The following is a 21090-nucleotide window of genomic DNA, read 5'->3' as shown; positions in this document are numbered from 1 at the left end:
GTGACCGGCGATTGGGATGCTGCGTTGCGGACGGTCGGTGAAGGTGCCGATCTAGGGGACAGTTCCGGACAGGCGCTGATCGTTCCGTTGTTGCAGTGGACTGCAACTCAGATTCATGCGTTGCGCGGAGACTGGGTAGCGGCGTCGGACAGCGCGCGCCGGGGGGACGCCGGAGCGCGCGATTATGCGATCATGCGAGTACCCGCGGCCCTGGCTCACGCCGCAGTCGCCGAAGCACGGGCCGACTACCCGGCAGTGTTGCGGGCACTCGCCCCGCTGACCGAACCGTGGGCACGCAAGGATGTGTCCGAGACCGGTTTCTGGCCGTGGCCGGACGTGTACGCAAACGCTCTCGTCGTCGAGGGTCGTCTGCAGGAAGCGGACGAATTTCTCGCCGAGCACGAGGCCAGAGCGACGGTGAACGCGCACAGGTCCGGATCGGCCAGACTGGCCTGTGCTCGTGGACGTCTGCACGGCGCACTGGGCGACCTCGACTCGGCACGGGTGTCGTTCGAGCACGCTCTCACGCTGCTGGCACCGCTTCCACTGGTCTACGATCGTGCTCGCGTCAACTTCGCGTACGGACAGACGCTACGGCGTGCAGGCAAGCGTCGTGAGGCAGACAGCGTGATAGCTGCCGCCCGCGAGGGATACCTGGCGATCGGCGCCACGACGTACGTCCGCAGGTGCGACCGAGAATTGAAGGCCGGCGGAGTGCACGCTGTCCTCAAAGACCGTCCCAGCGACACGTTGACACCACAGGAGGACGCCGTTGCCGGTCTCGTGTCGACCGGAATGACCAATCGTGAAGTCGCGTCAGAGCTGTTTCTTTCGGTGAAAACGGTTCAGTTTCACTTGACGCGGGTCTACGCGAAACTCGGAATTCGTTCACGCGCAGAGTTGGCGGCAACCAAAGCTCGGGAACGACCGACGTTCGCAGCAGAACCCTAGGCCAAGGTTGGGTAAAGCCCTGGTGTGATCTGCCCCGGGTAGCGACACGATCGAGATGCTCGTCACAGTGACCGGCTTACGCCTACCTCCCGACGAACCCTCTTCGATCTAAGGATTCTCCATGTCAACCTCACAACTTCCACCACCAGGATCACCGGCGCGCATGGCCCCGGACGGATGGGTCAGCAGCGAGCATCGCAACAGCGTCCTGTGGATCGTCGTCTTGTCGACCGTCGCGATCGTCTTCGACGGGTACGACCTGGTCGTCTACGGCACCGTGCTACCTACTCTGCTCGCCGACTCGTCACAGCTCGGGCAACTCGATCCAGGTACGGCAGGCGCGCTCGGTTCCTACGCGTTGGTCGGTGTGCTCGTCGGGGCGTTACTCGCCGGTGCTTTCGGAGATCGCATCGGTCGACGTAAGACGATGCTCACCTGCATCGTGTGGTTTTCGGTCGGCATGGCCGCAACGGCTTTGGCGCACAACATCGGCACCTTCGGCGTTCTTCGCTTCCTGACCGGAATTGGAGTGGGTGGTCTGGTGGAGACGGTCGGTGCGATGATCGCGGAATTCGCACCGCAAGGTAAGCGAAACCTGTTCAATGCCATTGTCTACAGCGGAATTCCAGCCGGCGGTGTATTGGCATCGATTGCGGCGATCACCCTCGAGGACTCGATCGGGTGGAGGGGATTGTTCTGGCTCGGCGCGCTTCCGCTGGTGATTTTGCTCCCGTTGGCGTTTCTGCGCATGCCGGAATCGCCGCGATGGCTGGTGGCGCGCGGAAGGGGCGCCGATGCCAAAGCTGTCTGCGACCGGACAGGGATTCCGATGCCCGTGGCCGAAGCGAACGAGACCGGCGATCGCGTCGGATTCGCCGCGTTGGCGCGTAAGCCACTTCTGCGGCCCACTGCGTTACTCGGCATGATGAGCTTTTCCGGATTGTTGCTCACCTACGGCCTGAACACGTGGCTGCCACAGATCATGTCCGAAGCCGGATACAACGCGAAGGGTTCGTTGTCCTTCCTGCTCGTCCTCAACGGAGGTGCGATCGTCGGTGGGCTCATCGCCTCGCGCGTGGCAGACCGGACCGGCCCGCAGAAAGTCGTCGCGGTGACGTTCTGTCTGGCGGCTCTCTCGCTGATCGTGTTGACCGCACAGCTTCCCTTGGGGGTTCTGCTCACGGCGGTCGCAGGCGCCGGCGTCGGCGCGATCGGAACCCAGGTTCTGATCTACGGGTACGTGTCCAACTACTACCCGACCACTGCACGCGCAGCCGGGGTCGCCTGGTGTGCCGGATTCGGCCGGCTCGGAGGCATATTCGGCCCTCTGATCGGCGGGTTCCTCCTCGGGGCAGGCATCGCCTCGTCCACTGCGTTCTACCTTTTCGCTGCAGTTGCGCTCATGGGTGCGCTCGTGACGGTCGCTGTGCCGAAGCGGCGGACCTCGGTGGGTGCGCCTGCAGCTACCACGAACGACGCATTCACGACGATCACGGAAGGGAACAGGTAGAAGTCAGGAGATGAGTATCGACCGTGCTGAAATCCGGACCGTCCGAGGCGGACTGGAGATCCCGACCGAACGGCCACCGCGTCTTCGAGAGATACGTGCGGATGTCGGGGGTCGCTATGTCGGCGCCGGCGCGACCGGTGTCCTTTTCTCCGCGACAGGTCCGGTCGCCGTCATCATGGGTGCTGCCTCTGCCGGATCGCTGACCGCCACTCAGACGGCATCGTGGATCTTCGGGGTCTTCGTCCTCAACGGACTGCTCACCGCGGTCGTGTCCTGGGTGTACCGGATGCCATTGGCGTTCTTCTGGACCATTCCGGGCACAGTACTGGTTGGACAGGCCCTCCCGTCTCTGACATGGCCGGAGGTCGTCGGGGCCTACATTCTGACCGGTCTTCTCATCGGAGTGCTCGGCGCGACAGGCCTGGTGGCACGAATCATGTCGGTTCTGCCACACAGAGTCGTCATGGCAATGGTTGCGGGAGCATTCTTGTCGTTCGGTACCGACTTGATACGTTCGGTCAGTTCGGATGTCGCGGTGGCAGGAAGCATGGTCGTCGCATGGGTGTTGATAATGCGGTCGGCTCGACTTGCCCCGCGCGTACCCGCCGTCCTGGTCGCACTGCTCGTCGGTCTCGTAGCGCTGGCGCTTACGGGCGGATTCGTCGAACTAGGCGATGCCGAAGCGGCACTCCCACTCGTCGGACTGCCTGAACCGACCGCGCCCCAATTCAACTGGGATGCTTCCGCCCAGCTGGTGATCCCGCTGGCGATCACTGTGATCGCAGTGCAGAACGGGCAGGGGGCCGCTGTACTCGCCGGCGCCGGCCATCGTCCACCAGTGACCGTTGTGACGCTGCTGTGCGGTGTGTGGTCCGTGCTCGTGGCACCGTTGGGGGCGGTTTCCACCTGCCTCGCCGGTCCCACGAATGCATTGCTCGTCGCAGTCGGTGAACGCCGCAGGCAGTACATATCGGGGATCGCGTGTGGTGTCATCGCCATGGGAGTAGGAGTCGGCGCGCCGATTCTCGTACGTGGTCTCGACTCCGTTCCCGATTCTTTCATCTCGGCTCTCGCAGGCTTGGCCATGCTCGAGGCGCTGCGTGGGGCGTTCGTGGCCGCGTTCAGCGACTCCTCGGGCGGCACGGCTGCGAGAAATTCACCGTTGGGACCGTTGGTGACGCTCCTGGTCACCATTTCTGGAGTGCACGCGGTGGGCCTCGGGGCACCGTTCTGGGGGCTCACCGCGGGGGTGGTCGTCACTTGGGTCATGGACCGACCCCGCAGTATGCACTCCCCGTGACTCTAGGCGCGATAACCGAGGTCCTCGCTCAGACCGTTGGCGGCGGCGAGGACATGGGGGAGGGCGTTGACTCTGAATTGGTCGACGGTGTTGCGAGCAGTAGACGTAGAACACGCGACCACACCGACGACGGATCCGACGGCGTCTCTCACCGGCGCAGCCAGCGAGATGAGCCCTTGTTCGAGTTCCTCGGAGATCAACGCATACCCGTGCTCGCGCACCGCCGCCAATTCGTTCAGGATTGCCTGCCGGTCCGTGATCGTTCCCGGAACGAGTTGGGTGAAGTTGGTGGCGTCGAGGACATCGTCGATCGATTCGGGTGGCGCCCACGCGAGAAGTGCTCGGCCCATGGAAGTGGCATACGCAGGCACGCGGGTACCGACCGAAACGTTGATCGACATGATGCGTCGGACCGGTACGCGTGCCGCGTAGACGACGTCGGGCCCGTCGAGCACTCCGAGTGACGCGGACTCGTCCGTCTGCTTGGCAAGTTCCAGCAGTCGTGGCGTCGAAGCATCCAGCAGCGAGTGTGTGTCGGTGTAGTGCTGTCCGATGCTGAGCACGCGCGGTGTGAGAGACCATCGTGTGCCGACGCCCGTGACGTAGCCGAGACGCTGGAGTGTGAGCAGAATTCGTCGAACGGCAGGCCTGGACAGTTCGGTAGCGGACGCGATCTCGGCGAGCGTCGGATTGGGTGTCGATGCGTCGAATGCCAACAGAACCGCGAATCCCCGTTCGATGCTCTGGATGTAGTCACGTTCGTTGTCGCTCAACGGAAACGTCTTTCAGGTAGAGGCGGTCGCCTGATGTTGACAACCGCGTGTGAGTCAAGGCACAGTGTCGGTACGCACTGCGGACTGACTGTACGCATAGCGTGCAATCTTATCAAGTATCGAACCGCCGAGAGCTCAGCCCGGCCCTCGCGCACCCACCCTCCAGATCCGAGGAGACACCGAATGACCACAGCAGAAGCTCACAACGACACCGCGACCTCGCCGACTGCAGTTGGTTCGGGTACGGCTGCGACCGACAAGTTCAAGAACGAGCGTGTCTCGGCGGACACCCCGCCCGAGCGAGTGGCAGCGATTGCGAAAGACGCGCTCGCTGCACTCAACCAGGTGGTGCTCGATCACAAGGTGACCTACCCCGAGTACCGCGTGCTGAAGCAGTGGCTCATCGATCTCGGCGAGGGCGGCGAATGGCCCCTCTTCCTCGACGTATTCCTCGAGCATTCCGTCGAAGAGGTTCTCGCACAGAGCCGCCAGGGAACCAAGGGCAGCATCGAGGGGCCGTACTACATCGCGAATGCCCCGGCACTTCCGTCGGTAGCGACGCTGCCCATGCGCGACGAAGATCGGAAGATCACCCCGCTGATCTTCTCCGGCCAGGTGAAGGATCTCGAGGGCAACGGAATCGCAGGCGCTCACGTCGAGATCTGGCACGCGGACGACGACGGGTACTACTCCCAGTTCGCACCGCACCTGCCCGAGTGGAACTTGCGCGGGGACATCACGGTCGACGACGACGGTCGGTACGAGATCACGACCATTCAGCCTGCGCCGTACCAGATCCCGACGGACGGCCCGACCGGCGCATTCGTTGCAGCGCAAGGGGCGCACCCGTGGCGACCGGCTCACCTGCATCTGATCGTCTCGGCCCCGGGCAAAGCGTCGGTCACCACGCAGCTGTACTTCCGTGGGGGCGACTACGTCGACGACGATGTGGCAATGGCCACCAAGCCCGAGCTCATCCTCGACCCGATTCCGGGGGACGACGGCAAGAACCACGTCAGCTACGACTTCGTGCTCGACCCGGCCTGACGGTCGCCGGCGTCACCATCGCAGCTGCCACCACCGAAGAAAGTAGGCCGATGTCCGACCTGACCATCGAGTCCGTCACCACCACCATTCTCGACGTGCCCTTGGTGCGCCCGCACAAGTTCGCAACGACGTCGATGACGGCCCAGCCGTTGCTGTTGGTCGCCGTGCGCACCAAGGGCGGCGCAGTGGGGTACGGCGAGGGCGTCGTTCCCGGAGGGCCGTGGTGGGGTGGTGAGTCCGTCGAGACGATGCAGGCCATCGTCGAGAAGTACATCGTGCCTGTTCTGGTCGGCCGCCGCGCCGACGACATCACCGGAATCCAGCGGGACATCGAGCGTGTCGTGGCCAACGCGCGCTTCGCGAAGGCATCGGTCGACGTTGCTCTTCACGACGCGTGGGCACGCTCGCTCGATGTTCCGGTGCACACCCTTCTCGGCGGCGCGTTCCGGCGCAGCGTCGATGTGACGTGGGCCCTCGGTGCTGCGTCGGCCGACGAGATCGTGGGTGAAGCGCAGGAGAAGCTCGATGCAAAGCTCAATTTCAGTTTCAAGCTGAAGATGGGTGCACTCGACCCGGCCGACGACACCGAACGCGTCATCCGCATCGCACAAGCACTCGAGGGGAAGGCAGGCGTGCGCGTCGACGTCAACGCTCGGTGGGATCGCCTCACCGCGTTGAAGTACTTGCCCAAGCTCGCCGAAGGCGGCGTCGAAATGATCGAGCAACCGACTCCCGCAGATCAATTCGAAGTGCTGGCCGAGCTCAACGCGCTGCTGCCGGTGCCGGTCATGGCCGACGAGAGTGTGCAGACGCCGCACGATGCACTGGAAATCGTTCAGCGGCGTGGTGCCGACATCATCGCTATCAAAACGACCAAGAGTGGCGGATTGAAGAAGAGCGCGGAGATCGCCGCGATCGCGAAAGCCGCCGGCATCTCCTGTCACGGTGCGACGTCCATCGAGGGGCCCATCGGTACAGCCGCCTCGATCCACTTCGCATGCTCCGAGACCGCGATCGATTTCGGCACAGAGTTGTTCGGCCCCTTGTTGTTCGACGAGGAGCTTCTTCAGACACCACTGAAGTACGAGAACGGTCAGGTTCACCTGCCGGAAGGCCCGGGCCTGGGCGTCGAGTTGAACCTGGACGCCGTCAAGACGTGGACTCGAAACTAGTGAGTAGGGACTGAACACATGACGCTCTTTCATGTCCGGATGGACGTAGCCATCCCGCACGATCTGGACCCCGACGTACGTGCCGACATCGTTGCGCGCGAGAAGGCGTATTCGCAGCAGCTGCAGCGTGACGGCAAGTGGCCCGAGATTTGGCGAATCGTAGGACAATTCAGCAACATCAGCATTTTCGACGTACGTGATGGTGACGAATTGCACGAGATACTGTGGAATTTGCCGCTGTTTCCATACATGACCATCGAAGTGCAGGCGCTCACGCGTCACGGCTCCGATGTGAAGTAGTCGGCTGGCCTGAATCTGTACGGCTGCGCTCGCCTCGTCGTGTGGTGCGCCAACGCTATCGGTCTCGTTCGCAGCTCGTCTATGACAGCTGAGCGGCCAGTAACGTTGCCACCGGGGTCCCCTCTGCGACCCAGTCGGGGAGGGTGCGCGAGAAAATTTCGTGTGCGGCGAGAGCGGCTGCCCCGCGGAGCCCGTCGTGACCATCCGAGATCGGTGCAACTATCTGCAGGTTTCGGGTAGCGAGAGGAAGCGATCGCCGATACACAGCCTCCCGTACACGCGCGAGGAACCCCTCACCGAAGGCGACCTCGTCTCCTCCGACGATGACCAACGACGGGTTGAATACGCTGACTGTCGACGCGAGCGCCTCGCCTATCGTGCTCGCTGCCGCGGCCACCGCAGCCGTGCTGTACGTGTCGCCGGCATCCATTGCCTGCAGAATGTGTTCGAGGGTCAGGTCATCTGTGTTCTGCAGGAAGCCGGCGAGGATGTCACTACGGCCGGCTCGGGCAGCGTCGGTCGCGTCGCGAACCAGAGCCCAGCCGCCGGCGATTGCCTCCAAGCACCCTATCTGCCCACAGCGGCACTCTGTTGTGGATCCCGCGACGGCAATGTGGCCGATATCGCCCGCGGCTCCGTCTGCACCTCGGTGAATGCGACCGTTGGACACCAGTCCCGCGCCGATTCCGGTTCCGACTTTCACGTACATGAAGTTGTCGGCTTCCGGCGTCATGAGCCGTTCGCGTTCGCCGAGCGCCAGTATGTTGACGTCGTTGTCGACCCAGACCGGAGCGTCGAGCGCGACTGCCAGGTGGCCACGGACATCGAAGCCGTTCCACCCGGGCATGATCGGTGGCGCTACCGGGCGTCCCGATACGTACTCGACAGGTCCTGGGAGTCCCACACCGACGCCCCACAACGGCTTGTCGAGGACATGTCGGAGTTCCGATCGAAGAGTTCGCACGATCTCGTCGAGAGTCTTCGAGGGGCCGTGCGATATTTCCCAGTCGACTGTGTGTCTGCCCAGAATTTCCCCCTGGAGGTCGGCGACCCCCACCGTGATGCGCGACGGTCCCAATGCCGCCAGTGCCAGCCGACCGGACTCGCTCCTGAACCTCAGTAGACGAGGTCCGCGCCCGCCCGTGGAGGCGCCGATTCCCGATTCTTCCGCCAAGCCCAAGTCGATCGCCAGGTCGACTCGCTGCCGCACCACCGCGCGACCCAGACCGGTTCGGTCGGTGAGTTCCTGGCGTGTGAGTGCGGTGCGGCTACGCACCATTTCCACGATGTGCGCCAGCGTCGTATCCGCAAAGCTGGTGTTCGGTCGCGCGGCCTCGGTCATGTCTACCTCTGTGGTCGGGAACTCGTCGATCTTATTGGATCGCCTGTTGTTGACTTCTGGCGTTCACAACCATAAGTTAGCTCATATCAACCAGAAGCTGTGTACTGCGTCACTGCGTCACGCGCCCCACCTGCTCTTTCGAGGACTTGAATGAACCACGCGATCTCCACAGCATTCATCGGTACCGGTTTCATGGGCCGAACCCATGTGCAGGCTGCGCGGTCCGCCGGCGCGCGGCTTTCCGGCATCGTCGGATCTTCGATCGAGAGCGGCGCAGCCGCTGCAGAACGCTTCGGGATCGACAAGGCGTACCCCACGTTGGACGCGGTACTCGCCGACGACACCATCGACGTCGTTCACATCCTCACCCCTAACGCCTTGCATTCGGAACAAGCCATGAGCGTGGTCCGAGCAGGCAAGCACGTGGTCTGCGAGAAACCACTCGCCACCGACCCTGCTGCCGCGCTCGCGCTGGCCACCGAGGCCGCCCGCGCCGGGGTCGTCAACGCTGTCCCCTTCGTCTACAGGTTCCATCCGATGGTCCGCGAAGCTCGCGCTCGGATCACCGGCAACCGAGTACTGACGATCAGTGGTCGGTACCTGCAGGACTGGCTCACCGGCACCTCGGACAATTGGCGAGTCCATTCCACTTCCGGCGGCAGATCGCGCGCCTTCGCAGATATCGGATCGCACCTCGTCGATGCACTCGAATTCGTCACCGGTAGGCAGATTGTTCGTCTCGCCGCGCGCACATCGATAGTCGAACCCACACGAGGTGGCCGAACCGTCGAGACCGAGGACGCCGTCACCCTGATATTCGAGATGGACGGCGGGGCGATCGGATCGGTATTGATCTCGCAAGTGTCAGCTGGACGTAAAAATCAGCTGGCGTTCGAAATCAGCACGGACACTGTGACAGTGGCATTCGATCAAGAGCACCCCGACGACTTGTGGCTCGGCGCGCTGGACGGAGGCACGATGCTCCCGCGGGAGCCGCGGCTGCTCTCGTCCGACGCTGCGCGGTTGTCCGTGGTGCCCGCCGGACACCCTCTCGGGTACGTGGACGCGTTCAGCGCTTTCGTGGCCGACGTACATCGCGCAATCCGGGGTGAAGGCGTAGAGGGACTCCCTACCTTCCAAGACGGATTACGAGCAGTTCAGCTGACCGACGCGGTACTCGATTCCGCAGCCGGCAACCGATGGATCGAGACGAGCGCTGCCCACCTTCGCGCCGCTTGATCCGAACGAACGCAACCCTCCCCATCCACGCACACCCTCCTCGGAGAACGACATGACCACTCAACTCTCGCAGCATCGCGTCGCACCGACGATGTTCGGCCGCCTGTCCGTGATGATGCTCCTTGCCTATATGGCCTACGGATCGTGGTGGGCCACGCTAGGTCTCGTTCTCACCTCGAACGGACTGAATTCGATTGTCGGCCTCACCTATTCACTTGCCGCCGTCGGCGCCATGGCTTCACCGCTTCTGGCAGGTGCGGTCGCGGACCGGTTCTTCGCCTCCCAACGGTTTCTTGCCGCCCTCTACGCGATCAGCGGTGCCATTCTGTTCGCGATTCCGCCCCTGATCACCGACTCCAACGCCACCTTGTTTCTGGTGGTCATGTTCATCTACCTCTTGATTTTCCAGCCCACCAACGCAACGCAGAACAACATCGTGTTCGCCAATACGCCCGAGAACTCCAACTCATTTCCTTTCGTTCGCGCGTTCGGTACTGCCGGGTGGATCATCGTCGGATTGTTCATCGGTCAGAACGGACTGTCGGCCAGTACTTCGATTTTCTACATCGGCGGGGTGCTGTCACTGATCCTCGCTGTCTATGCGCTCACTCTGCCGAACACGCCACCTCCGGCGCGAGGCACCAAGTTCGTCTGGGGTGACGTCGTCGGGGCGAAGGCCTTCGTGATGTTTCGGCAGAGGAGCTTCACCGTTCTCGTGATCTGCCTGCTGCTCGCTGCGGTACCGATTTCGATCTACAATTCGTTCGGTTCGACGTACCTGCAACTGGCAGGCGTTCCCAACGTCGCGTCTTTCATGACAATTGGGCAGGCCACCGAAATCGTCGCTCTCGTGCTCATTCCACTGATTCTTCGGCGGTTCCGAATCAAATGGGTCCTCACGGTCGGTTTGTTGGCCTGGGTCGTGCGAGCAGTGGCGCTACTCGCCATGACGGACGGCAACATCTGGCTGGTCGTAATCATCGTCGCGCTCCACGGAGTATGTAGTGACTTCGTTCTACTCGCGGCGTTCATGTACGCCGACGCAGCGTCGCGTTCGGAATCACGAGCTCAGGGACAGGCGCTGATCCATTTCATCTCGTTCGGCGTCGGCAACGCAGTGGGATCCGTCGTTGCGGGCGAGCTGTTCAACACGTTCGTCGGTTCGTCCACCGATCTCGCTGCGTGGAATCCCCTGTGGTACATCGTCGGGGGGATCACGGCCGTCGCTGCGACCATCATGATCGTCTTCTTCAACTCGTCCTCGCATGGGCGCGCATCCGTAGAGGACGAGGAGTCGGCTGCTCGTGTTGTCGCCTCCGAAACCCCGGCCTGACACTCACCGACCAACACACCTTGTACAGAAAGTAATACATTGATTTCTTCGCGCAATTCCAAAGGTATAGAGGTCGACCGCTATCCTGGCCGAGACAGGCTGCAGGACAATCAAGTGTCGCAGTTGATCATCGCCGATGTGGTGTCGGGAACCGAGACGGTGCTGAGGGAGTTCGATACCCTCGTTCAGTCACCGAACTGGACACCCGACGGCAAGTGGTTGATCATCAACGACGATCGCGGACGCCTGTTGCGAATGCTCGCCGACGGCACCGCAGAGCCGGAAACCATCGACATCGGCGACGTCGTCGATGTCAACAACGATCACGTTGTCTCACCGGACGGGCATAGAGTCTATTTCAGTGCGGGCGGTCATCTGTATTGCGTCAGCCTCGAGGGAGGTGACGTTCGACGAATTTCGAACGAGCACCCGGAGGAAGAGCACTACAGTTACTGGCTGCACGGAGTGTCGCCGGACGAGTCGACGCTCGCGTACGTCTCGGTCGAGCCGGAAGGTGACGAGCCGCGCGCACGCAGAAACCTCGCGACGATCTCCACCAGTGGAGGGCCGGACAATCAGATCACCACCGGCGTGAACGATTACGACGGTCCCGAATACTCGCGTGACGGCCAGTGGATCTATTACAACTCCGAAGAAAATGCCGAGATCGCAGGGCATGCACAGATTTTCCGTATGCGCCCGGACGGCACGGAGCGCGAACAGCTCACCTTCGACGAACGGGTCAACTGGTTCCCGCACTTCACGCCCGATGGCACCGAATTCGTCTACATCAGCTACGCACCGGGTTCGATCAGTCACCCGGCGGACGTGGACATCGAGCTGCGCATGATGCCGAGCGACGGTGGCGAATCGAGGACCGTGGTCACGTTGTTCGGCGGTCAGGGGACGATGAACTGCAACAGTTGGGCTCCGGACGGACGCCGATTCGCGTTCTTCGCGTACCCGTCAACACTCTGATCACTCTGCGACAACTTGTCGCTCAGGGCAATTTCAGTCGAATCGAGGACGGTCATGACCGAAGTATCGCGCAGTACGACCCCGCCCGTGACGCTGTTCACCGGCCAGTGGGCAGATCTGCCTCTGGAGGACGTTGCACGCCTGGCGGCATCGTGGGGGTACGACGGCCTCGAGATTGCTGCGTCGGGTGATCACCTGGACTTGCTGCGCGCCGACGAGGATCCTGCCTATCTCGGTGAAAGGTTGGAGATCGTGGAACGTCACGGACTTCGGGTGCATGCAATTTCCAATCATCTCACCGGCCAGGCTGTGTGCGACGACCCGATCGATTTCCGGCATGAGGCCATCGTGCGGCCCTACACCTGGGGTGACGGGGAGCCGGAGGGGGTTCGCCAACGTGCCGCGCAGGACATGAAGCGCGCGGCACGTGTTGCGCGACGTCTCGGTGCCTCGGTCGTCACCGGTTTCACCGGTTCGAAGATCTGGCCCTACGTGGCGCAATTTCCGCCTGTACCGGAATCCGTGATCGACGACGGATACGAGGATTTCGCCCGTCGATGGACACCGATCCTCGACGTGTTCGCCGAAGAAGGCGTTCGGTATGCGCACGAGATCCATCCCTCCGAAATTGCCTACGATCACTGGACATTGATGCGGAGCCTGGAAGCAATAGACGGACATCCGGCGTTCGGGGTGAACTGGGATCCGTCGCATATGCTGTGGCAGGGCATAGATGTCGTCGGTTTCATCTGGGACTTCCAGGATCGCATCTGCCACGTCGATTGCAAGGACACTCGTATTCGCCCGGCGAACGGACGAACCGGCATACTGGGTTCACATTTGCCGTGGGGTGACCCGCGGCGACAGTGGGACTTCGTTTCGACCGGCCACGGCGACGTCCCGTGGGAAGACTCCTTCCGTGCGCTACGCGCAATCGGCTATAACGGACCGTTCTCGGTGGAGTGGGAGGACGCCGGAATGGACCGTCAGCACGGCGCGGCGCAGGCTGTGGACTTCGTACGAAACCTGTTGTGGGAACGCCCCAGTCACTCTTTCGACAGCTCGTTCAGTAACCAGTAACCAGTGACCGTGCACAGTTCCACCGGCCGCAAGCGGTATCGGGCCGCACATGACACATCCTTCAGCACTGCCCACACGAGGAGCGAGAAACATTGACCTACCTAGCGAGCTCACTCGAGTTGAGTACCGACGCATTGAACGCCATGATCAGAGCAGCGACAGACTGTGCTGCAGCTGCCGGGTCGACGGTGAGTGTGCATGTGGTCGACAGCTCTGCGGTGTCCGTGGCCTATCTCAAGATGCACGGTGCTCATCAGGGGTCTGGGCCGTTGGCTCACGACAAAGCCTGGACAACTGCAAGTTTCGGCGGTCGTGGCACCGAGGAACTGGGCGACTGGCTGGTGACGGTGGATCAGTCGACTCGCGACGCAATCCTCAGACGACCCCGTTTCACGATCCTGCCGGGGGGAGTGCCGATCTGGGACGGCGAGGTGTTGGTCGGTGCAGTCGGCGTCTCAGGCGGACCTGGTGATGTCGACGTCGCGTGTGCGCGAGCCGCGCTTCGTGCGATCGGTGTGGCGGAGAACGGAAAGTGAGTGCAAGTATGGATTCGACACTGGTCGGGCAGGGTGGCGTCGTCGACGACGATGTCTCCGTGCTGGGTTGGGGCTTCATCGGAGCGGGCTCGATCTCGGACGATGTGGCGGCGCAGGCGATTTCGGAAAAGGTCGTCGACCCAGTTGCGGTCTACGCCCGACGGCACGAGCAGGCTGCTGCATTCGCCGATCGTCACGGCTTTCGTGCCGTTTACTCGACCATCGACGAGCTGTTGGCAGATGCGTCTGTCGAAGCGGTGTACATCGCTCTGCCACACAGCCTCCACGTGGACGCGACGATTCGGGCATTGCGAGCAGGAAAGCACGTCCTCTGTGAGAAACCGTTCGCTTTGAACGCTGCCGAGGTGAGGCAGGGGATTGCTGCATCGAACGACCGAGTGGTTGCCGAGGCCTTCATGATTCGGCATCACCCGCAATGGCAATGGATCGAACAACGGATCGAGGACGGCAGTCTGGGCGCGATTCGTCACGTCCTCTGGTCGATGTCGCTGGACTTCCCCGAGCCAGTGCAACCCCCGACTCTTCCTGGCCAGGGAAGCATCCTGCTGGACGTTGCGAGCTATGGCGTCAACATCGCACGGATGGCTTTCGGAAGCGAGCCATCCTCGGTTTCCGCGAACACAGTCGATCTTCCCAGCGGTGTGGATGTCCGTGTGAGCGCCCAGTTGCAGTTCGGTGACGGGACAGCCCAGATCATGGTCGACGCGCGGGCACCGCGGATATCGACCGTTCGAATCATGGGCTCGAACGGCTACATCGATGTGTTGAATCCGGTCCACGCAGGCGCCGACGGAATTGCGAGACTCAGCTACCGGTTCGGAGACAGTGAGGCTTCCGACATCGACTTCGTGCGGGCGCCGCAGTACGCCTTGCAGCTGAAGGACTTCGCTCGGTGCGTGACCCTCGGCGAACGGCCCGCTGTCGACCTGACCGACGCGTTGGGCAATGCGGAATGTCTCGACGCGATACGTCTGTCCGCCAGCCGGAACGGTCAATTGGTCACCGTGTAGCAGCGTACGTAGTCCATCGGAGTCACGGCGGGGAAGCGTCCCTGTCTTCCGCGGTGAGATGGCGAGTAGTCAGTGCGACATTTCTTCCATACGGCAAAGGTCCGGAGCGTCGTCGATCGGCGCTCCGGATCTTTGCGGTGTGGTCGTCTGCAGGGTCTACAACTGCTGTACTGCCTCTTTGTTCGGCGCCACGGGCGCCGGTTTGCGCGCCAGAGACTTGAACATCACCGGCAGTAGGGCGGTTGTCGTGGCGCCCACCAGAAGCACGCCGGCCATGACCAAGCTCGGGACCTGGTATCCGCCGGTGGCGTCCTTCATGACTCCGAACATCGTGGGAGCGACGAATCCGCCCAGATTGCCGAGCGAGTTGATCAGGGCGATGGCCGTGGCAGCGGCGGCTCCGGTGAGGAACAGTCCGGGAATTTGGTAGAACGAGGCGCTCTGGGAAACCAGACCGACCATGGCCAGGCATATGAAAACCATGATCATCAAGGGGCTGTCGACCAGCGCCGACGCACCGATACCGACGGCTCCGACGAGCGCGGGAATAGTCGCGTGCCAACGTCGCTCTTGCGTCTTGTCGGAGTGGCGCGCCCACAGGATCGAGGGAACGATCGCACACAGTGCAGGCAGTCCGGTGATGAGACCGATCTGGAGACTGGACAGGCCGGTGGGTGAGGACGTCTTGAAGCCGGCGATGATCAGCGGGAGGAAGAAGAGGATGGAGTACTGGCCGCATTTGAGGCAGAAGTAGATGAACGACAGGACGACGACTCGCGGGTCTTGTAGCGACTTCAGGGCCCCACTGGCACCGTGGCTCGCTGGGATGTCGGCCTCCTGCTGGGCAATGGCTCCTTCGAGCCAATCGCGCTCCCGCTCGGACAACCACTTTGCGGTGCCGGGTCGATCTGCAAGGACGAACAGACACGCGATACCCACGAGGACGGCCGGGACACCTTCCAATACGAACATCACTCGCCATGCTTCTATCCCGAAATAGCTGTCGGGGGTGAGGAGGAACCCGGTCAGTGGTCCACCCAGGATGGCGGCGCTCGTGCCGCCGAGCACGAACAGGGAGAACATCGTTCCGCGATATTCCCTCGGAACCCAGAGCGCGAAATACATGATCACTCCCGGATAGAAGCCGGCCTCGGCTACTCCGAGTAGGAAGCGTACAGCGTAGAGGCCCCATTCGTTCGTCACGAATCCTGTCGCGGATGCGCAGATTCCCCAGGTGATCATGATGCGCGCCAACCATCTTCGCGCGCCGAACTTCATCATCATGAGGTTGCTCGGAACCTCGAACAGGGCGTACCCGACGAACAGAAGTCCGGCAGCGAGGCCGAACATGGAGGCCGTGAGTCCGAGGGCGGCGTTCATATGCAACCCGGCCTGCCCGATGTTCGTTTTCTCGAGCGCATTGAAGAAGTAGCCGAGCGCAAGAATGGGCACCAACCTCAGGAGAACTTTCCTGATTGTCTTTCGCTGCCCCTCTGGCCCCAGGGTGGTGAGGTTCGGTTCCTCGGGGGAGTTGCGCGTGGTATCCATGGAGCTCCTTTGTGATGTGCCCAACAGTTGGGTGGTATCAGTGATACCCGCCTCATTGGGGCTGATCTACACCTGTACCACGGAGCGGGACGCAAACGCCGTCGACTTTCGAGGAAAGCTCTCAGGGCTCGACGTGACCGCGAGATCTGCGCGGCTGCAGAGATGCTGACAAACCGAGTGCAGTTGCGGTCACCGTCGGAGCGTACTTCTGAGCTGTGGCGAGTTGAGTCGCTCCTGTCACCGAGATCGCTCCGACCACTGGGCCGGTGGTGCCGGAGAAGATGGGTGAACTCACGCAGAATATTCCCAACCGCGATTCTTCTACGTCGTACGCCACCCGCGCTTTCCGGACCTCGGCGAGCTCCTTACGCAACCGATTCGGGTCGACGATGGTTTTGGGCGTCTGCGCTGCCAGGGACTTGGACAACACATCGTCGACGAAGGCGGGTTCGCTGAAAGCGAGTATTGCTTTGCCCAAAGCTGTTGCATGCATTCGTGCGCGACCGCCGAGGCGAGAGTGAGGAACACTCATCGCCGGTGTCGAGATTTTCTCGATGTAGAGGATCTCGTCCCCCTCTCGTACGGCAAGATTGCAGGTCAGTTTGGTGACCTCGTGCAGGGCGTGTGCATACGGAATCGCGAGATCTCGCAAGGACGTGGAAGCCGCTACGAGAGTTCCCAATTCGAACAGCCTCGCACCGAGTCTGACACCGGTCGGACAGCGTTCGAGTGCACCCCAGCCAACGAGATTCTGCACAAGTCGATGCGCCGTGGATTTCGGTACGCCCGACTGGCGGGCCAATTGACTGATGCTGAGGATTTGTCCGGGGCTCTCGAATTGTTCCAGCAGTGTGAGGCCTCGGAACAAAGACGACTTTTCGAAGTCGTCCTGCTCTGCAGGACGGGCCATGGCAGATCTCCCAGCTTCGTTGAACTATGGACGCACACGATCACCGCAATTGTCAGAGACCGCAATTCACTATAGGAGACAAGTTGACGACGGAACCTATGTTGGGAGCGGAACTCTCCACGGTCGTGAGCGAGACGGAACTACGGGAACTCACAATCAGGGTGCTCGAACATCACGGTGCCACAACTGGAACTGCAGTGTTGCAGGCAGACGCACTGGTGGAGGGTGAATTACGCGGCCATCCGTCGCATGGTTTGCGTCGACTCCCCGTGATCGTCGAACGGATGCGTCGGGGATTGATCGATGTGCAGGCAACGCCACGTCTCGAATGGAGAGCCGAGGCGTCGCTGACCGTCGACGGAAACATGGGCTTCGGTCCAGTCGCGCTCGATGCCGCAATAGAAGCAGTTTCTGCGCGTGCGGCGCGAACCGGCATCGCTATGGCGGCGATTTCCAGGTCGAGCCACATCGGAATGCTCGCACCCTACGTCGAACGTATTGCTCGACAGGGCTGTATCGGTTTGCTGCTCACTACGAGCGAGGCGCTCGTACACGCGTGGGGCGGTCGCTCTCGTGCGGTCGGTACGAACCCGATCGGAGTAGGGATACCGACTGCCGATGAACCTTTGACCCTGGATATGTCCACTTCTGCTGTGTCCATGGGCAAGATCATCGACTACGCGGCCAAGGGGCGGGCTCTCCCTGACGGATGGGCAACCGATCGATTCGGCGAACCTACCCGAAATGCCTCGGAAGCAGCAGACTTCGGCGCTTTGTCTCCATTCGGCGGGCCCAAGGGATATGCGCTGGGCGTCGCGATCGAATCGCTCGTCGCGACGGTGACGCAGACTGCGTACGGCGCTGACATCCTGGGCACTCTCGATTCCGAGCATCCGGTCACGAAAGGCGATCTGCTCGTCGTGATCAGCCTGGATGCCCTTGGCTTGAGACCAGTTCTACCTTTCTTGACCGATTACCTCACACAGATACGAGCCAGCGGGGGCGCATCGACAGCGGTGGATGTTCCCGGTGACCGAGCACGACGTACACGATCGGAGAGTTGTGCACATGGCGTGCCCGTCGATTCCGCCGTGTGGGTGCACGCGCACCGTTTGGCCGAAGGGAGCGGACTCTCATGACCACAGACGAAACCGGAGCGACAGCGCACGGCGTGCTTCGACTACCCGACCGAATCTTGTTCGGAGACGGCAGTTTCTCGGCAGTCGCAGTCGAGGCTTCGAGACTGGGAAGCAACGTGCTCCTGGTCTGCGATCCATTCCTGCTGGACTCGCCTGAACTCGATGGAATCCTGAAGGAACTGGCGTCTCTGAATGTCGACGTCACAGTCGAGGCCAGGGTGGTTCCCGAACTTCCGCGCGAGCACGTCGAAGAACTCATCGCCGCACACCGCAATTCCGGTGCCGATGCCGTGGTGGCCGTAGGGGGTGGAAGCGCGATCGACCTCGCCAAGCTGATTGCTCTGGGACTGAGCACCATCGGTGCACTGGACACGTGGTACGGCGAGAATGCGATTCCGTCCCCGGTGCTGCCTGTCGTCGCGGTTCCGACGACGGCGGGTACCGGGAGTGAAGTCACCGGTGTTGCCGTTCTCACGGATCCGGACCGGGACCTCAAGGTGGGAATCTCGAGTCCGTATCTCGTTCCCTGCGTAGCCATCGTCGACCCACTTCTCACAATCGGCGCCCCGCCATCGGTCACTGCGGCTTCTGGTGCGGATGCACTCGTTCATGCCGTCGAGGCATACACAGCCGCAGTACGTCCAGCTGATTGGTCGGCGCAACTACCAGTCTTCGTGGGCCGAAATCTGCTGAGTTCCCCTCTGGCCCTCGAAGCCATCCGATTGATCGTGCCCAATCTGGCCCGCGCAGTACGGGACGGGAACGACCTGGACGCGCGACGTGCAATGGCGCAGGGCAGTCTGTTGGCAGGGATGGCCTTCGGTTCTGCCGGCACCCATCTCTCGCACGCTATCCAGTATCCGGTCGGTGCACTAACCCATACACCGCACGGCTTGGGCACGGGCTTGCTCCTGCCGTACGTGCTCGATGCGGTGTTGCCGACCTGCGTTCCACAGCTGGCGCACATCTCCGAGGCTCTCGGTCTTCGGGAATCGAATTCGGAGGCCGCTGCCCGAGCTGCGATCGACGCCATCGCAGGGGTATTCGAGGAGATCGGTCTGCCATCGGACTTGCGCTCGATAGGCGTCACGGACGCGGACGTTCCCCGAATCGTCGAACTCTCTCTCACTGTGAAACGGCTTGTGGCGAACTCGAGCGACACCCCGACACCGGAGCTGATCGGACGCATCGTCCGAGCGGCTCTCGACGGTGACCGCGCCCGGCCCGTCTCCGAAGAAACGAACGATCAGAACAGGATCCACGCATGACATTCCGTAGTCAGCTGCATATCGACGGGCAGTGGAGGGACGGCAGCTCCAGCAAGACTTTTCCGGTCGTGAATCCCGCTGTCGGTGAGGAACTGACCGCATTCGCGGTAGCAGACGACGCTGATTGTGACGCAGCTGTCGCTGCTGCAGAAAGTGCGCTCGAGCACTGGCGGACGACGTCGCCGCGGGATCGGAGCGAGCTGCTTCGAGCTACGTTCGAGATTCTTCGAGACGATATCGAGCGACTGGCCGAGATCATCGTTCTGGAGAACGGCAAATCGTTCGCTGATGCTCTGGGCGAGGCGAAGTACGCGATCGAGTTCTTTCGCTGGTATTCCGAGGAAGCCGCACGGGTTCACGGCGACTTTCGCCGATCTCCCTCCGACGACAAACACATCATCGTCACCCACGAGCCGGTCGGTGTCGCGCTCCTCGTCACGCCGTGGAACTACCCAGCCGCAATGGCTACTCGCAAGATCGCGCCTGCTCTCGCTGCGGGGTGCACCGTAGTGCTCAAACCTGCCAGAGAGACACCTCTTGCTGCTGCCTTCGTAGTCGACGCACTCCAACGAGCCGGCGTGCCGTCGGGTGTGGTCAACCTGGTGACGCCCGTCCCGACGGGTCCTGCTGTGTCCAGAATGTTGCACCATCCTGCGGTGCGCAAGCTGAGCTTCACCGGATCGACCGAGGTTGGACGCGTTTTGCTGCACGAAGCGGCAGACCAAGTCATCAGTTCGTCGATGGAGTTGGGAGGTAACGCACCCTTCGTCGTATTGCCCGACGCCGACGTGGACATGGCAGTCGAGGGCGCCCTCGTCGCGAAGATGCGCAACGGCGGCTCGGCATGTACTGCTGCCAATCGCTTCTACATCCATTCCTCGCTGTGCGAATCGTTCATCTCGCGGATGGTGTCGGAATTTTCGACGTGGACCGTCGGTCCCGGCTCCGATCGGTCCAACCAACTCGGTGCTCTCGTCTCCATCGAGGAGCGAGACAAGGTTGCCGACCTTGTCGATCGCGCGGTGGAAGAGGGAGCTGAGATTGTCTGCGGTGGAAAGTCTCTCGACGGTGGGGCCTTCTACGAGCCGACTGTTCTCCGAGGGGTCGCTCACGACAGCGAGATAGCCCGTACCGAGATATTCGGACCGGTCGTCTCGATCATCGAATACGACGAGGTCGACGACGCGATCCGTATGGCCAATGACACCATCTTCGGTCTCATCGCATACGTGTACGGAGAAAAAGGTGCTGCGTTGTCTGCGTCGTTACGAATCGAGGCGGGGATGGTGGCTGTGAACAAGGGTGTGCTCAGCGATCCGGCAGCGCCGTTCGGCGGAATGAAGCAAAGTGGACTCGGCAGAGAGGGGAGTTCTGAGGGAATCCTCGAATTCCTGGAGGAGAAGTACATCGGAGTCGATCTGTGAATTCCCTGATTCTGTCATCGTGTTCCGTCAACTGCTCCATCCTGTTCACCGACGTTCCGCTGCTGGAGCGACCGGCTGCTGCGAAGGCGGCGGGGTTCGACGCCGTGGAGTTCTGGTGGCCGTTTCCGACTCCGGTTCCCGGCGACCGTGATGTGGACGCGTTCGTCTCCGCCGTCCGGGATGCAGGCGTTCGGTTGACCGGACTGAAC

Annotated in this window: 19 protein-coding genes and 1 pseudogene; 16 read left to right on the top strand and 4 right to left on the bottom strand. The window is 62.0% G+C overall.

Going from position 1 to position 21090, the window contains the following annotated elements:
- From CH293_RS28485 to CH293_RS05985, 3 genes are all read left to right on the top strand, one after another.
- A complete protein-coding gene (locus tag CH293_RS28485; RefSeq protein ID WP_255122711.1) occupies window positions 1-951 on the top strand; it encodes a LuxR family transcriptional regulator in 951 nt (316 codons plus the stop codon).
- Window positions 952-1114: 163 nt separating this feature from the next.
- Window positions 1115-2461 (top strand): aromatic acid/H+ symport family MFS transporter, encoded by a 1347-nt coding sequence (locus CH293_RS05990; RefSeq protein ID WP_094719649.1) that lies wholly within the window; start codon window positions 1115-1117, stop codon window positions 2459-2461.
- A 10-nt stretch (window positions 2462-2471) separates the two neighbouring features.
- Window positions 2472-3761 carry a benzoate/H(+) symporter BenE family transporter gene (locus CH293_RS05985; RefSeq protein WP_052059532.1) on the top strand — a complete coding sequence of 430 codons (1290 nt, stop codon included), beginning with the start codon at window positions 2472-2474 and terminating at the stop codon, window positions 3759-3761.
- Window positions 3762-3763: 2 nt separating this feature from the next.
- On the opposite strand, the gene CH293_RS05980 is transcribed toward CH293_RS05985, so the two are convergent.
- A complete protein-coding gene (locus CH293_RS05980; RefSeq protein WP_094719648.1) occupies window positions 3764-4534 on the bottom strand; it encodes an IclR family transcriptional regulator C-terminal domain-containing protein in 771 nt (256 codons plus the stop codon).
- 183 nt (window positions 4535-4717) lie between these two features.
- Here CH293_RS05980 and catA point away from each other — a divergent pair, with 183 nt between their 5' ends.
- From catA to catC, 3 genes are read left to right on the top strand one after another with little or no spacing between them, the layout of a single operon-like run.
- Complete coding sequence (gene catA / locus CH293_RS05975) at window positions 4718-5581, top strand: catechol 1,2-dioxygenase (protein WP_037112996.1); 864 nt, start codon at window positions 4718-4720, stop codon at window positions 5579-5581.
- 50 nt (window positions 5582-5631) lie between these two features.
- Window positions 5632-6753, top strand: coding sequence for a muconate/chloromuconate family cycloisomerase (locus tag CH293_RS05970; protein ID WP_094719647.1), 1122 nt, complete (start codon window positions 5632-5634; stop codon window positions 6751-6753).
- A gap of 18 nt (window positions 6754-6771) precedes the next feature.
- Window positions 6772-7053: a muconolactone Delta-isomerase gene (catC, locus tag CH293_RS05965; protein WP_037112999.1), complete on the top strand. Its 282-nt coding sequence runs from the start codon at window positions 6772-6774 to the stop codon at window positions 7051-7053.
- Between the two features lie 79 nt (window positions 7054-7132).
- Here catC and CH293_RS05960 read toward each other — a convergent pair whose 3' ends face one another.
- Complete coding sequence (locus CH293_RS05960) at window positions 7133-8395, bottom strand: ROK family transcriptional regulator (RefSeq protein WP_052059533.1); 1263 nt, start codon at window positions 8393-8395, stop codon at window positions 7133-7135.
- Window positions 8396-8545: 150 nt separating this feature from the next.
- Between CH293_RS05960 and CH293_RS05955 the strand changes: the two genes are divergently transcribed.
- From CH293_RS05955 to CH293_RS05930, 6 genes are all read left to right on the top strand, one after another.
- Window positions 8546-9634 (top strand): Gfo/Idh/MocA family protein, encoded by a 1089-nt coding sequence (locus CH293_RS05955; protein ID WP_094719646.1) that lies wholly within the window; start codon window positions 8546-8548, stop codon window positions 9632-9634.
- A 52-nt stretch (window positions 9635-9686) separates the two neighbouring features.
- Window positions 9687-10967 (top strand): MFS transporter, encoded by a 1281-nt coding sequence (locus CH293_RS05950; RefSeq protein ID WP_037113002.1) that lies wholly within the window; start codon window positions 9687-9689, stop codon window positions 10965-10967.
- A gap of 114 nt (window positions 10968-11081) precedes the next feature.
- Window positions 11082-11945, top strand: a complete 864-nt coding sequence (locus tag CH293_RS05945) for a hypothetical protein (RefSeq protein ID WP_217900743.1) — start codon at window positions 11082-11084, stop codon at window positions 11943-11945.
- Window positions 11946-11999: 54 nt separating this feature from the next.
- Window positions 12000-13025, top strand: a complete 1026-nt coding sequence (locus CH293_RS05940) for a sugar phosphate isomerase/epimerase (RefSeq protein WP_094719645.1) — start codon at window positions 12000-12002, stop codon at window positions 13023-13025.
- Window positions 13026-13117: 92 nt separating this feature from the next.
- Window positions 13118-13561: a heme-binding protein gene (locus tag CH293_RS05935; RefSeq protein ID WP_141217143.1), complete on the top strand. Its 444-nt coding sequence runs from the start codon at window positions 13118-13120 to the stop codon at window positions 13559-13561.
- An 8-nt stretch (window positions 13562-13569) separates the two neighbouring features.
- Window positions 13570-14592: a Gfo/Idh/MocA family protein gene (locus tag CH293_RS05930; protein ID WP_094719643.1), complete on the top strand. Its 1023-nt coding sequence runs from the start codon at window positions 13570-13572 to the stop codon at window positions 14590-14592.
- A gap of 156 nt (window positions 14593-14748) precedes the next feature.
- Here CH293_RS05930 and CH293_RS05925 read toward each other — a convergent pair whose 3' ends face one another.
- Both CH293_RS05925 and CH293_RS05920 read right to left on the bottom strand, forming a co-directional pair.
- Window positions 14749-16140 carry an MFS transporter gene (locus CH293_RS05925; RefSeq protein WP_094719642.1) on the bottom strand — a complete coding sequence of 464 codons (1392 nt, stop codon included), beginning with the start codon at window positions 16138-16140 and terminating at the stop codon, window positions 14749-14751.
- Between the two features lie 121 nt (window positions 16141-16261).
- Window positions 16262-17050: an IclR family transcriptional regulator gene (locus CH293_RS05920; RefSeq protein ID WP_052059536.1), complete on the bottom strand. Its 789-nt coding sequence runs from the start codon at window positions 17048-17050 to the stop codon at window positions 16262-16264.
- A gap of 125 nt (window positions 17051-17175) precedes the next feature.
- Between CH293_RS05920 and CH293_RS05915 the strand changes: the two genes are divergently transcribed.
- The 4 genes and pseudogenes from CH293_RS05915 to CH293_RS05900 form a co-directional block, all read left to right on the top strand.
- Entirely contained in the window at window positions 17176-18189 is a 1014-nt protein-coding gene (locus CH293_RS05915) for an Ldh family oxidoreductase (RefSeq protein ID WP_217900742.1), read from the top strand.
- A complete protein-coding gene (locus tag CH293_RS05910) occupies window positions 18186-19457 on the top strand; it encodes an iron-containing alcohol dehydrogenase (protein ID WP_094719640.1) in 1272 nt (423 codons plus the stop codon). Before CH293_RS05915 ends, CH293_RS05910 begins: the two co-directional genes overlap by 4 nt.
- Complete coding sequence (locus CH293_RS05905; RefSeq protein ID WP_037113007.1) at window positions 19454-20881, top strand: NAD-dependent succinate-semialdehyde dehydrogenase; 1428 nt, start codon at window positions 19454-19456, stop codon at window positions 20879-20881. The genes CH293_RS05910 and CH293_RS05905 overlap by 4 nt, the downstream gene beginning before the upstream one ends.
- Before the next feature lie 5 nt (window positions 20882-20886).
- Window positions 20887-21090 (top strand): annotated as a pseudogene (locus CH293_RS05900) (hydroxypyruvate isomerase); the annotation flags it as partial.

Source organism: Rhodococcus sp. 14-2470-1b (assembly GCF_002259415.1).
Taxonomy (GTDB): domain Bacteria; phylum Actinomycetota; class Actinomycetes; order Mycobacteriales; family Mycobacteriaceae; genus Rhodococcoides.
The sequence above is the reverse complement of the archived record's forward strand: the minus strand, read 5'-3'. Positions and strand labels throughout refer to the sequence as shown.